The organism is Methylocaldum marinum (genome assembly GCF_003584645.1).
Classification (GTDB): Bacteria; Pseudomonadota; Gammaproteobacteria; order Methylococcales; family Methylococcaceae; genus Methylocaldum; species Methylocaldum marinum.
Window position 1 is genome coordinate 4706886 of sequence record NZ_AP017928.1, and the last position, 12778, is coordinate 4719663.

Annotated in this window: 11 protein-coding genes; 8 read left to right on the forward strand and 3 right to left on the reverse strand. The window is 60.9% G+C overall.

Annotation, left to right across the window (positions count from 1 at the left end):
- Nucleotides 1-519 precede the first annotated feature (519 nt).
- The 4 genes from sS8_RS21005 to sS8_RS21020 all read left to right on the forward strand — a co-directional run bounded on the left by sS8_RS21005 (nt 520) and on the right by sS8_RS21020 (nt 2872).
- Nucleotides 520-918 (forward strand): EF-hand domain-containing protein, encoded by a 399-nt coding sequence (locus sS8_RS21005; protein WP_119631473.1) that lies wholly within the window; start codon nt 520-522, stop codon nt 916-918.
- 15 nt (nt 919-933) lie between these two features.
- Nucleotides 934-1179: a hypothetical protein gene (locus sS8_RS21010; RefSeq protein ID WP_119631474.1), complete on the forward strand. Its 246-nt coding sequence runs from the start codon at nt 934-936 to the stop codon at nt 1177-1179.
- A 351-nt stretch (nt 1180-1530) separates the two neighbouring features.
- Entirely contained in the window at nt 1531-1794 is a 264-nt protein-coding gene (locus sS8_RS21015) for a TraR/DksA C4-type zinc finger protein (RefSeq protein WP_119631475.1), read from the forward strand.
- A 211-nt stretch (nt 1795-2005) separates the two neighbouring features.
- Nucleotides 2006-2872, forward strand: coding sequence for a sensor histidine kinase (locus sS8_RS21020; RefSeq protein WP_232020380.1), 867 nt, complete (start codon nt 2006-2008; stop codon nt 2870-2872).
- A gap of 437 nt (nt 2873-3309) precedes the next feature.
- Here sS8_RS21020 and norR read toward each other — a convergent pair whose 3' ends face one another.
- Nucleotides 3310-4896, reverse strand: coding sequence for a nitric oxide reductase transcriptional regulator NorR (norR, locus tag sS8_RS21025; RefSeq protein WP_119631477.1), 1587 nt, complete (start codon nt 4894-4896; stop codon nt 3310-3312).
- A gap of 355 nt (nt 4897-5251) precedes the next feature.
- On the opposite strand from norR, the gene sS8_RS21030 reads away from it, so the two are divergent.
- From sS8_RS21030 to sS8_RS21045, 4 genes are all read left to right on the forward strand, one after another.
- On the forward strand, nt 5252-6145 hold the full coding sequence (locus sS8_RS21030; protein WP_119631478.1) for a hypothetical protein: 894 nt from the start codon (nt 5252-5254) through the stop codon (nt 6143-6145).
- Entirely contained in the window at nt 6142-7737 is a 1596-nt protein-coding gene (locus tag sS8_RS21035; RefSeq protein ID WP_119631479.1) for a DHA2 family efflux MFS transporter permease subunit, read from the forward strand. Before sS8_RS21030 ends, sS8_RS21035 begins: the two co-directional genes overlap by 4 nt.
- Nucleotides 7734-9245, forward strand: coding sequence for an efflux transporter outer membrane subunit (locus sS8_RS21040; protein WP_119631480.1), 1512 nt, complete (start codon nt 7734-7736; stop codon nt 9243-9245). Before sS8_RS21035 ends, sS8_RS21040 begins: the two co-directional genes overlap by 4 nt.
- Nucleotides 9246-9355: 110 nt before the next feature.
- A complete protein-coding gene (locus sS8_RS21045; RefSeq protein WP_119631481.1) occupies nt 9356-10591 on the forward strand; it encodes an HlyD family secretion protein in 1236 nt (411 codons plus the stop codon).
- Here the strand turns inward: sS8_RS21045 and sS8_RS21050 are convergent.
- Both sS8_RS21050 and sS8_RS21055 read right to left on the reverse strand, forming a co-directional pair.
- Entirely contained in the window at nt 10570-10953 is a 384-nt protein-coding gene (locus tag sS8_RS21050) for a GFA family protein (protein ID WP_119631482.1), read from the reverse strand. The genes sS8_RS21045 and sS8_RS21050 overlap by 22 nt on opposite strands.
- Nucleotides 10954-11338: 385 nt before the next feature.
- The gene (locus sS8_RS21055) at nt 11339-12682 is read right to left on the reverse strand and encodes an RNA polymerase sigma factor (RefSeq protein ID WP_119631483.1); all 1344 of its coding nucleotides are present in this window, start codon (nt 12680-12682) and stop codon (nt 11339-11341) included.
- Between the last annotated feature and the right edge of the window lie 96 nt (nt 12683-12778).

The following is a 12778-nucleotide window of genomic DNA, read 5'->3' on the forward strand; positions in this document are numbered from 1 at the left end:
CGCAGTTCGGTGCGCCCGGCGTCCCGCTGCCGCCGGGAAGGGGTGCGACCGATGTGGCTGTCTGCGCGTGCCGGGAGCGGTGCCCGCCCGGGATTCCTCCCTATAACCGTATATCCGGCGGCGTCAGCCGAACCTTAAGAACGTACGCGACCGGGCGAGCGAAACCCTTCGTTTTTCCTTCTCAGGACAGGCCCTTCGACTGGGCTCAGGCTTGTCGAACGCACTCCCGAGCCTGTCGAAGGGCATGAACGGAAGCAACTTGATCAGAGCTTTCTAAAACATCCCGGTGCGGTTCTCCGAGCGCGATGGTTCCGATTCCCACAGGTCTGACCAATTCCCGCAATCCGTACCTCCGCCACGCCCTCAGAACCAGCGCCAGATGAGCCGGTCCTAAGTGTTATGGGCCGGGTCAATCCGGAGTGCGGATGCCCGGCACGGCGATAAGCCGCGTGAGCCTGGGCCCGAAACACGAGGAGGGTCTTTTGAGGCTTATGTTCGTCACAGACACCGAGGCCTGTCATGAAATCATCGATCATACTAGCCATACTCGCATTATCGGGAGCGTCCCTGGCGGCAGCCGAACAGCAGCAAGTGCCGGGAACCTCCAGTCCGGATACGGCGACTGAAAAATCCCTGGATGTAACCAAGCAACCCGCCGAGCCTCCCGCTCAGCTGCCTCCCGGCCAGCAGATCGAGAAGGGCATTCCGGCGAGTCCGCATCAGGTCCAGGTCGAAAAGGAAATCAAGAGCAAGCGCTTCAAGAAGCTGGATGCAAACGGTGACGGCTTGCTGTCAGAAGACGAAGGTCGTGCGGACAGTAAGTTGATGGAGCAGTGGCAAGAGCTGGACAGCAATCGAGACGGCCAGCTGGATGAGGATGAATTCTCGAAGTTCGAGCAGAACGTCCCAGCCGATTGATCCCCTGAGAGACGGATGCAGAAAGCCATTGCAGCCCGGTCGGCAAAGGATTGCCGCCACCTCGATCCGTTGGCATTTCCGGACCTGCCGGTAACCCTGGACCGACGACCGAGTTTCGGGCGTCCCTTTGACGGCGCTCAGTACAGCCTACCGCCAGTCGTTAAGGAAGCTCTGATCAAGTTGCTTCCGTACATGCCCTTCGACAGGCTCGGGAGAGCGTTCGACAAGCCTGTCCTGAGCCTGTCGAAGGGCCTGTCCTGAGCCTGTCGAAGGGCCTGTCCTGAGCCTGTCGAAGGGCCTGTCCTGAGCCTGTCGAAGGGCCTGTCCTGGGCCTGTCGAAGGACTTAATCAGAGCTTCCTCAAATTGCATGGGTGCATCCGCCGTTTCTAGGTTCAAGGAAACGCGCCATCAATCCGTGGCATAACTTAAGTAGGCTTCCTTAGGTGCACAAACTTATATCGCCGGTTCGTCTTCCCCTACACCATTAAGTACCAATACGGTAGTGGGAACTGAATAAGTCGTGACTTTCTCGAAGGGGTTAGGTCGCCCGATGTGCCTGTAAATAAGGCTCTGGGCGGAACTTCTCTCTTACTTTCAAGGAGGCTGACGACATGGACTACATTGATATTGCCCAGATTGTCGAGGAATGTACGCGGGCCGAGGCCTTGCAACGCCTTAAAGCGTCATCGGCCGAAAACGAGCAGCAAGTCACCGATCCCGAATGCGGTCTGGTGATTTGCCTGGATTGCGATGCGCCTATTCCTCTGGAGCGTCTTGCGGCCAATCCGCGAGCGGTGCGCTGCATCGATTGTCAAATGGAGTATGACCGTGAGCAGCAGAACGAAGCCCGGCTGTATCCGAGTTTCGATGATTAGGAAAAGTGAGGTTTCGCTCTTCTGTTTGACTCGTCCTTTTCCCGCCTTCGCGAGAACCGGTAGGACACTCGACCGCGATCGGGGTTCGGTCGCGGGACGGCTGGCTTTGCCGGTGTGAATCCGCTGCTCCGTGAGCTTTTAGATTAGCCGGAGCAGTCGGCGGAATCAGTGTTCGTTCAGATGCCGAATGGTCCGACAAAGGGTGTTTTCAGTGGACAATAAAGACTGTGCGTTGAGAGTTATGCCGCCATCCGACTGTACCGTCCAGGTTATGGACATTGAGCATTCGATACCCGCCGAAGACACCGTTCCGGCTCAGCCGAGAAAAGATGAATTCCTCGCGATGCTGGCTCACGAACTGCGTAATCCACTGGCATCGATCCGCTATGCGATCGAAGTGTTGCGCCGCCTGGATTTGCAGGAGCCCAGGGCCGAGTGGGCTCGGGAAGTCGTGGATCGCCAGGCGGCCCAAATGTCCAGAATGATCGACGAGTTGCTCGACGTGTCCAGGATTACCCGCGGACAGATTACGCTCCACCCCGTCCCGCTCAACCTTGCCGCCGTCATCGTTCGAGCGGTAGAAGTCAATTTGCCCCTGATCAAGGCTCGCCAGCTCAGGCTCATCGTTGAATCGGGGCCGCTTGACATCGATCTGGACGGAGACGAGGTTCGTCTCACCCAAGCTTTGGCCAACATCCTCAACAATGCCGCAAAGTACAGCAATGAAGGCGGGCGAATTTGGCTCTCGGTCGAGATCGAATCGGGCGAAGCGGCCGTGCGCATCAGGGATGAAGGGATCGGCATACCACCCGAGCTTTTGCCCCACATCTTCGATTTGTTCACCCAGGGGCCGAGATCTTTGGACCGCAGCCAGGGTGGCTTGGGCATCGGGCTTTCATTGGTGCGAAGCCTGATCGAAATGCATGGCGGGAGAGTGGGGGTTTCCAGCGATGGGGAAGGGCGGGGCACCGAATTCGTGGTTTGGCTGCCGCTCCGACGTGAGCAAGGTCTGATTGCCCGCCGCGATCCCCACGATTTGCCGGCAACCTGGTCAAAGCTAAACTTTTTGGCAACATAGTAGTCGAAGTTTTGAGACTATGGTTGCTTTCCTTAATCTCGAGCCGGACGATGTCCGGCTTTTTTTGTGCCGCGCCCGGCAGGGCACACTCGCTTGGGGGTGAAAGTCTTCTGCTCGTCCGGCCAGGAGCAAGCGTTGCCGGAATGGCAAGGCTGTCCCAAGCGGCTGAGAACCGGAAGAAGGCCGAAGGCTAAGCATTGGCCTTCCGCTTGGTATTCAATCAACGGGAGCTCGCGAGTAGATCGGCAATCTTTTGCCGACGCTGCCGTTGGGCCGGCCGGTTCGTCGGCAAGGGATTGCCGACGATGGCTAGAGGCGATCTATCCGGGCCGAAGGCGCCAACGACTTCCGCCAAGCCTGTTTTGCCCTATGAGCGAGATGAAAATGCTCTAAACCCGTACCGGTCTTGGCGGCGATCCGAAATGCCCGGAGGGTATTTACGGGCCTGATTGATAGTCCGCGCGGCTGGCCGGCTTTAGGCCGAGACGTCTGGCGAGACGATGCAGATTGCCCCGGTCGAGTCCCAGGCGGCGTGCCGTTTCCGACCAATTCTGGCGACTTTCGTTCAGGGTCTTGAGGATCAGCTGCCGTTGAAAATCGTCCACGGCGCGTGTAAGCGGCACCGGATTCGTTCGCTCCGGCAGGCCGGTCTTGATGTCCATGCCGCGCTGGGCTTCGGGACTGATGTCCAAATCTTCGGGTTGCAAGGTCAGCGAACGTCCGCGATCGGCGGAGGCGCGCAGAGCGGCGCGGAGAATGACGTGTTCGAGTTCTCGCACGTTACCGGGCCAGGCATACGATTCCAGCGCTTCGATCGTCGCCGGCGCCAGGTTGACCCGGTCCAGACCCAGACGTGTCCGCGCCTGGTCCAGGAAATATCCGGCGAGGGGCGCTATGTCCGTTGTCCGCTCCCGTAGCGGCGGTACATTGAGGGGGTACACGCTCAGCCGATGATAAAGATCGGTGCGGAACCGCCCGGCCTTCACCTCTTCGGCGAGCTGTCGATTGGTCGCTGCGATGATGCGGACGTCGGCCTGATGGCTCCTGTCCGAGCCGAGCCGCTGGATTTCGCCGAATTGTAAGGCGCGCAGCAGCTTCGCCTGGATCGAGAGGGGGAGTTCGCCGACTTCGTCCAGAAACAAGGTTCCTCCTTCCGCCAGCTCGAACTTTCCGGCGCGATCGGTGACGGCGCCGGTGAAGGCTCCACGGACATGCCCGAACAGCTCGCTTTCCGCCAGGGATTCCGGTAGAGCGGCACAGTTCACGTACACCAGGGGCTGATCGGCGCGTAGCGACTGTGCGTGTATGACGCGGGCCACGACTTCCTTTCCGACCCCGGTTTCGCCCATCACCAGGACTGTCAGATCGGATCGGGCGACGATGCCGATGTTGCGCTTCAGTTCCTGCAAGGCAAGGCTTTCGCCGAGTATTCGGCCGCCGCGTTGTAAAGCCTCGTTGACCAGTTCGCTGGTGACCAGTTCGCGATGTCTGGCCAGTCTTTCGAGCGCGCTGATAAAGGACTCGTGACGCAACGCCACAGTCGCGATGGCGGCGAAGGTCTGAAAAATATGATCGTCGATGCCGTCGAAAACGCCGGGTTTCAAGGCATCCGCCGAGAGCACGCCGAGCAGGGTGTTTTCGTTATAGAGGCTGCAGCCGATACAGGAATGGACGGGCAGCTTGCCTCCGGCATCATTGAGCAGCAGCGAATCATAAGGATCCTGTCGCGGGTCGTCGGCCTCGAAGCGGACCGGTGTTCTCGAGCCCAGGATAGCCGCGAGCCGAGGATGTTGTTCCGGATCGAACCGGCGTCCCATGACCTCGGGCGAGAGACCCCGGGTCGCCACGGGCACGAGTATTCCGTCTTGAAATCGCAACAGCGCGCACGCGTGATTTCCCGTGACTTTGGCGAAAATCTCGAGAAACCCTTCGATGCGCTCTTTCATGGAAAGATTCGCCGTCAGACTCAAGACGGCCTCACGAATCGCGGTCTCGGTCGTTCTTGTCTTCGAGCGCTCGGTCATTCTCAAATAGTCGTAGTTTGTTTGACAGCACCGATGTCAGGATGACATCGGTGCAAGTCTATTGCAAATCGGATGTTGTATCGGGTCGTTTCCGCGTATGCAAGCGGACGTTCGAATCCGAACAGCCGCATTTCCCGTCGATTTGTTATCGAGTCGATGTCATTGTGACGACGATATAATGTTTTTCGTTAAAAAAGCCATTAAAAATCAGTAAGTTGAGTTGTGGCCGAAATATTGCATTACTCGGTGAAGGCGCCGGCGCCTAGGGTATTCTGCCGATGGGCAGATAAAACCAGTCGCTCGAGTGGCTGAGCTCCAACCTGGCACGACATTCCATAGCCCGTGGTATCCGCCCATGAAGCGTTATAGCGTATTATTGGTCCTGCTGGCGACCTTGAGCGCCTGCCTCGCTCCACCGATCAAACCGCCGGTTGCCGATACGAACCAAATCCGCAAGGTACTCGTGGTTCCGGTCGAGGCCCCGCCACTCGAGGTCAGGCCCGATCTGATCGAGTCCCGGCTGCCCATCTATCGGCAAAACGATACCGTACCGTTCGATCTTTTCCTGGAAATGAAAATCTACAGGAATCCCGGCGGAGTTTTGATCGCCGGCCTGGTAAGTCATGACGATATCGTTCAGGAAGCGGTTCCCCGGCAGGCGCGCGCAGCCGATAAAATCATCCCGGGTCTGGAACCGCTCGCGTCTCTCGCGGACAACTGGGTGCCGACCTTCGAACTGGCGAGGCTGGCGGCATCGCAATTGTCTTCCCGCGGTCTCGAAGCGGTTGCCGGCGGGCATTATTACCGCCTGCCGATTTCTCCCCGCGAGCGTACCGCTAATCTCGCCCATTGGCATGGCGCCATCCGGGAGTGGTACAAGCGGGACACCTCGGCGGTGGATTACCGTTCGTACCAAGCGGAGCGCATCGACGCCGTTCTGGAAATCGGCCTCGGGACTTACCGGATTTTCGAGGCACAGGCGCCCTTGCAGTTGCTGGTCAAACTGATAAACCCCGCGACCGGGCAGGTCATCGGCAGGACCGATGCCGAGGCTTTTCCGGTCAAGGGAAGCGCGCAAATGCTGCTCGATCATGAAGCGGAAAGGTTCAAGGAACTCGTGGTAGAAGTGGGTGCGCGGCTCGTCAGTCAGGGGTTGAGCGACCTGGGGCTGAGCTCGCCGCCGCGGAATGCCCTGTCGGGTGGGCCGACCCTCGAAACCTCGGTTGCGGAAGGAGTCCCGGCCCGGTGACGGTCGTCTTCCCCCGCCGTCTGCGCGGCTGGCGCTTCGTTCTGTTCAATATCGCGCTCGGCCTGGGGCATATGATCGTACTGTTCAACGCCGGCTCGTACATCGCCTTGATGCCCCATGTTGCCGGCGACCTGGGGGGCGTGTTGCCGAGTCTCGGCACCTGGGCCCAGACCGATTTCATGATCGCCCTGGCGCTGGCGTTTCCCATCGCCCGCTGGCTGTCGGGGCGCTTCGGCGATTACCGCTTGTTCGCCGTGGCGTTCGTGGTGTACGCGGCGGCTTCCTATTTCTGTGCCGTCAGCGAAAGTTTGCGGCTGTTCCTGCCGGCGCGCATTGTTCTGGGCTTCGCCGGCGGCATCACGCTTCCCATCGGCCAGGCTCTGTTGCTGAAAGAGTATCCCGCCCGGCTCAAATCGGTGGGGCTCGGCACCTGGGGCCTGTTCACCCTCGCCCCGTTCACGATCGGCTTTCCCATCGGCGGTTGGCTTGCCGACGAGGTCGGCTGGCGTTATCTGTTCTATCTCAATATTCCATCCGCCCTCGCGATCGCCGGTGTGACCGGCTCGCTGCTGTACGGGAGGGGATTTCAGCGCCGCTACATCCGTTTCGATTTCGTGGGGTTCATCCTGCTGGCCTTGCTGCTCGGCGGCACCCAGACCATTCTCAACCAGGGCAACGATTTCGACTGGTTCGATTCGGCCTTCCTGCGCGGCCTGCTGATCGTAGTTCTCGTGGCACTGCCTTGCTTCGTGGTCTGGGAATTGGCCGAACGCCACCCCGCGCTGGATATCCGGCTGTTCACCCACCGCAATTTCGCCGTCGGGGTGACGTGTCTGGTCGCGGGGTTTTTGTCCATCCAGGGATTGCTGTCCCTGTTCATCGTACAGCTGCAATTGCTGCTGGGATATTCTTCGTTGCTCGCCGGCATACTGTTCCTGATGATGATTTTCCTGGCGGCGCCGGTCATCGCCGTCATGCATGAGCTCGTCAAGGGCGTCGACGCTCGGGTGTTCGCCTGCCTCAATCTGCTGGGGCTGGCATTCACCTTGTTCTGGATCGGGCTTTTCGACGACCCGGCATCTTTCGATCAAATCGTTTGGCCCATGCTGCTTCTGGGCTTTTTCCTCGGATCTTTTTTTACCCCGCTGACGGCCATCGCGCTGCACGGCCTGTCCCCGGCGCAGGTCGTGCGAGCCGCCGAAGAAGCGGCGCTGCTGCGCATCGCCGCGGGTGCGATCGGCATAACCTTGCAGGGTGTCATGCTGTTCCGGCGCAGTCCCTTTCATCAGCTCCACCTGGCCGATCAGTTCGGCGGGCGCCGGTTTCCCTCGCTTGATTTGCTGCCCCGGCTGTCTTCACGGCTGGAGTCCCTCGGTTTCGATCCCGCCATGGTCCAGGGCAAGCTCTTTGCTCTCATAAAGCAGCAGTCCGGGATTTTGGCTCTGAACGACGCTTTTCTGATGGGGAGTTATCTTTTTCTCGGGCTGGCCGCCCTGGTGTGGCTGGCCCATCCCACACACCGGCCGCTGCACCCGAGCCGGGCGGAAGATTTGAGAGAAACCCGGGCCGAAGAACTGATGGAGCAGCCATGAGTGTACGAATCGGGAATTGTCGGCTGATCGTGCGTTTTGGCATCGGCGCGCTGTTTCTGATTCAACTCTGGGGCTGCGCGTGGATTCCGTCGGGTGGCCGGCATGCGGAATACTTGAAGCCCCCGGGCATGGCGCACAAATTGTCCGAAGCCCGCGACGGCGAGCCTCTGACGGCGGGGCGCTCGTGGCCCGAGGAGAACTGGTGGCGGCAGTTCGGCAGTTCCGAGCTGAACCGCTTGATGACCATGGCGCTCGCGGAAAATCCCGGGCTCAAGGCCGCCGCGGCCCGTCTGCGTGCGGCGGAAGGCTTTGCTCGTGTCGAAGGGGCGCGTCTGTTGCCGTTCCTGGATGCGGAGGCGGAGGTCGCAACGGCGCGGTTCTCGGAGCACGGGGTCAACGTTGCGCTTAGAGGTGCGCACGTCGTTTCCGGATTGATCAATCCCTTGAGCTTCCGCTATGAATTCGACTTCTGGGGAAAGAATCGCGCTGCCTTGGAAGCGGCTCTTGGCGAAGCCGCCGCGGAAGAGGCGGAGCAGGCCGAGGTTCACCTGCAATTGACGGCCGCCATCGCCCGTTGCTATTTCCGCGGGGTCGCGCTGCGGCAGCAGCTCGGTTTGGCGGAGGACATGGTGGAGTTGCGGCGGCAACTGCTCCGGCTCGCCGAAACGCGTTATCAATTGGGCCTGGACGCCGCCGATCCGGTCAAACTGGCCGAATCCGAGCTGGAGGCGGCCGGCAAGCGCCAAGCCCTCACGCGCGACCACCTGGATTTACAGCGAAACCTCCTGGCGCGCCTGATCGGTCGCGGGCCGGATTCAACGCGGCATCTGTTCGGCGATGACGTGTCGCTACCCGAGCGAATTCCGCTGCCCGTCAAGCTTCCATTGGAGCTGCTCGTCCATCGCCCGGATCTCGCTTCGGCGCTGCATCGGGCGGAGGCGGCGGCGCAGCGGATACGCGTGGCCAAGGCCAGTTTCTATCCGACCGTCGATATGACGGCCTTCGTCGGTTTAAATGCTCTGCGCATGACCAAGGGCGCGAGTTCCCTCGCCAATATTCTGTTCTCCGGAAACAGCTTCGCGTATGGCGTCGCGCCGGGGGTTCGGCTACCTATTTTCGAAGGCGGACGCCTGCGCGGACAGTTGTCGGTGCAAAGAGCGGAATACGACGAGGCGGTCGAGCTTTATAACAAGACCCTGCTGCAGGCGGCGCAGGAGGTGGCCGACAGCCTCAGCAGCTGGCGCGACACCCGGACCATCGTCGAGGCGCAGAACCGTCTGCTGGCTTCGCAACGGGAAGCCTTGGGGCTGGCGCAGGAACGGCTCCGCAGTGGGCTGGACGACCGCCGGGCCGTGCTGGCGCGCCGGCATTCCGTTCTGGATCACGAGTACACGCTGAAGATTCTGGAAACCGATCAGCTGGTGGCTATGACCGACCTGATCGAAGCTTTGGGCGGAGGCTACGACAGCGGTCTCGATCCGGCTCGGCCGCAGCCGATTGCGGATTGAGAGCGCTCGTATCCATCCATGTCGCAAGCCCGGGCACTATCCCGTTGCGCTGAAGTACAGTCCGTACCGCAAAATTAGAAAAACAATTCCGGGAAATTCGATTAGGTTCTATGAAGATTCATCCCAAGGCGATTCGCGCCCGGCGCAATCGCCGTCTCTTGTTGGTGGCGCTGGGCGTGATCGCGTGCGCTCTCGCCTATGCCGTTTATTGGTGGATGCATGGCCGGTTTCTGGTCGTGACCGATAATGCTTTCGTTGCCGGCAATCTGATCCCGGTGGAAGCGGACGCGACCGGCATAATTACCCGGATTTTGGCCGAGGAAACCCAGTTCGTGAATAAAGGCGACGTGCTGGTGCGGCTCGACGAACACCGCGCTTATGCCGCCCTGGGCCAGCGCGAGGGCGACTTGGGTCGAACCGTGCGCGGGATCGGCGCGCTTTTCGCGACACGCCAGCAACTCTGCCGGAAACTGGATGCGCGCTCGGCCAGGCTGGCGCGGGTGCGCCACGACGTGGTCCGTTTCCGCCAGGCGTATCCGAGCGGTTCGGTTTCCGAGCAGGTGCTGCAAAATGCCGAGGACCAGATGACCGCCCTGGAAGCGGAATTGCGGGAAGTCGGAGCCGAACTCAAATCCATAGAAGCGCGGGTGGGCGGGACCAGCCGCACGGAACACCCCGAGATCGAGGCCGCCAAGCACCGATTCATCGACGCCTACCTGGATTTCGTCCGGCAGCGCATCCGTGCGCCGGTGTCGGGTTACGTGGCGAAACGCAAAGCTCAGGTGGGGGATCGAGTCCATCCGGGGGATCTTCTGCTCATGGTGGTGCCGCTGGACCATCTCTGGGTGGAGGCCAACCTGCGGGAAACCGAGCTGCGGAAAGTGCGGCCGGGACAATCGGCCGAAATCATTGTCGATCTCTACGGCCGGCGCCGGGTTTATCACGGGACGGTCGAAGGTCTGGTACCGGGCACCGGCAGCGTGTTCGCCCTGCTGCCGCCGGACAATGCGACCGGGAATTTCATCCACATCGTCCAGCGGGTGCCTGTGCGCATCGCCCTGCACAAGGACGAGATTCTGAAACGCCCTATCCGCCCCGGTCTTTCCACGGTAACCTCCATCCATATCGATGAATCCGGCCGGCCGTTGGACACGTCGCTCGCGGAAGTCTCCGCCGACGCATACGCAACCGATATTTTCAGCGACGAACTCGCCGCCGCGGAAAATAGGGCACGGGAAATCATCGAGACCAACGTGGTGCAAAAAGACGACCCTTTGGAATCCTCCTGTGCCTGGTCGGGGGAGCAGTCGCTCGCCGGGAACGGTCAGGCTTCCCGGCTGAGATGAGCCAGGGCGTGTGCGTGAGACTCCCAGTTTTGGCCGTCGAAAGGTTCGATAACCAATTCCCTGGGCTGAGGCATCAGACAGCGGACATTCACGTCGTAGCCGTCGGGGTTGGATCTTGGAATGTAATAGGGCTTGATGCCGCAGATCTTGCAAAACAGATGCTTTGCGACCCCGGTGTTGAAGGTGTAGACGGTAAGGTTCTCCTCGCCCTTCAGGCGTTTGAACTGCGACTTGGGAACGATGAGGTGCAGGAAGCCGGACTTGGAACAAATCGAGCAATTGCAGTCCTGGCAAACGACTCGCTCGGGCGCCTCGATTTCGAATTGGATGGCTTCGCAATGACAACTACCGCGATAGAGCATGGGGATTCTTTCTCGTGAAAAGCTGTAGATTTTAAACCGGAGCCGATGACGCCAAGTGGCGTGAATGATAGCAGCCGAATGCTTCGCGCGTCTCATTCCATTCGGCACTCAAGTGAACATTAAGAAAGCTTGCGGCTCCGCACAGGGACTGTACGGAGTGATTGGGTTAGGTGAGGGCCTGTTGGATCAATCCGTTGCACAGGTCGCTTCTCCGAATTGGAGACTTAATCGGAGCTTACTTAATCGGATGGGCAGAGCGAAGCGAAACCCATCAATGGCGGGTTAGCCCTTCGACGGAGCTCAGGACAGGCCCTTCGACAGGCTCCGCGTAATTCACCGATTCGAGGCCGATCGGTGAGTTACGGCCGCGCGGCCTAATCGGGTATCAATCCGGCAGCGCGTTCAGTCTCCGCTCGAGAAACCGCCGCTCCGGTTCCTGCCGTGTCAGGCCGAGCGCCCGCTGGTAGGCGGCGCGGGCTTCCGAAGCTCTCCCCAAGCGTCGGCACAGGTCGGCGCGGGCGGCATGCGCCAGGTGATAATCCTTGAGATCGCCGCGAGCCAGTATTGCGTCAATCAGAACGAGACCGGCGGCGGGGCCATCCCGCATCGCCACCGCTACGGCGCGGTTCAGTTCCACTACCGGTGACGGTTCGGCGCGCAGGAGGAAATCGTAGAGCCCGACGATCTGGGCCCAGTCGGTTTCGGCGGCATCAGCCGCTTCGGCATGCACGGCTGCGATCGCCGCCTGCAGCGTATACGGGCCGAACCGGCGCGACGACAGCGCGCGCTCCACCAGGGCGCAGCCTTCCTCGATCCGATTCCGGTTCCAAAGTCTTCGGTCCTGCTCGTCGAGCAGTATCAGTTCGCCCCTGGGCGAGGTGCGCGCGGCGCGGCGTGATTCGTGCAGCAGCATGAGCGCCAGGAGGCCTTGCGCTTCGGGTTCCGGCAGCAGTTCGATCAGCAGCCTTACGAGGCGGATGGCTTCCTCCGACAGATCGTGCCGCGTCACGGATCCGCCCAGCGAGGCGGAGTAACCCTCGTTGAACACCAGGTAGATGACGCGCAGCACCGCATCCACACGCTCCGGCAGATCCTCCCGTGCCGGTACCTGATAGGGAATGCGGGCATCGCGGATCTTGGCCTTGGCGCGCACGATGCGCTGGGCCAGCGTGGGCGGCGCGGCGAGGAAGGCGCGAGCGATCTCTTCCGTGGTAAGGCCGCAGACTTCGCGCAAGGTGAGCGCGACCTGTGCGTCCGGCGCCAGGGCCGGATGGCAGCAGGTGAAGATCAGCCGCAGCCGGTCGTCTTCGACCGCGTCTTCATCCCAAAAGGCGGGATCGACGACGCCGACAGCGCTCCTTTCGGCGAGTTCGGTCAGCGAGGCGGCACCGTGTTCGAAATGCGCGTCGTCCCGTTCCGTGGGGTCGTCGCTGTCGGGCCGTTCGGCCGCGTCTTCCGGCAAAGCGACGAACCGGGCGCTCCGGCGCAGGTTGTCGATGGCCTTGAAGCGGCCCGCGGAAACCAGCCATGCCCGCGGATTAGCCGGCACGCCTTGTTTCGGCCACTGTTCGAGTGCCGCCCTGAAGGCGTCGTGCAGCGCTTCTTCGGCAAGGTCGAAGTCGCCGAGCAATCTCACCAGGGTGGCGAACACGCGGCGCGAATCGGAACGGTAGACGGCGTCCACCGTCTCGCGTACCCGTTCAGCGCCGTTGTCGTTCGAGAAGGACATTTGCCGCGCTAAGCGTTGTTTTGCTCGGACAGCGCCGCGGCGCGTCTCGCGATCTCATCGGGAGTGAGCTCTTCCTTGCGGGTAGCGAGGAACCAG

Bases quoted from the DNA above. Each gene is read 5' to 3' on its own strand.
- sS8_RS21005 (WP_119631473.1), top strand. From the start codon at position 520: ATGAAATCATCGATCATACTAGCCATACTCGCATTATCGGGAGCGTCC.
- sS8_RS21010 (WP_119631474.1), top strand. From the start codon at position 934: ATGCAGAAAGCCATTGCAGCCCGGTCGGCAAAGGATTGCCGCCACCTC.
- sS8_RS21015 (WP_119631475.1), top strand. From the start codon at position 1,531: ATGGACTACATTGATATTGCCCAGATTGTCGAGGAATGTACGCGGGCC.
- norR (WP_119631477.1), bottom strand. From the start codon at position 4,896: ATGACCGAGCGCTCGAAGACAAGAACGACCGAGACCGCGATTCGTGAG.
- sS8_RS21030 (WP_119631478.1), top strand. From the start codon at position 5,252: ATGAAGCGTTATAGCGTATTATTGGTCCTGCTGGCGACCTTGAGCGCC.
- sS8_RS21040 (WP_119631480.1), top strand. From the start codon at position 7,734: ATGAGTGTACGAATCGGGAATTGTCGGCTGATCGTGCGTTTTGGCATC.
- sS8_RS21045 (WP_119631481.1), top strand. From the start codon at position 9,356: ATGAAGATTCATCCCAAGGCGATTCGCGCCCGGCGCAATCGCCGTCTC.
- sS8_RS21050 (WP_119631482.1), bottom strand. From the start codon at position 10,953: ATGCTCTATCGCGGTAGTTGTCATTGCGAAGCCATCCAATTCGAAATC.
- sS8_RS21055 (WP_119631483.1), bottom strand. From the start codon at position 12,682: ATGTCCTTCTCGAACGACAACGGCGCTGAACGGGTACGCGAGACGGTG.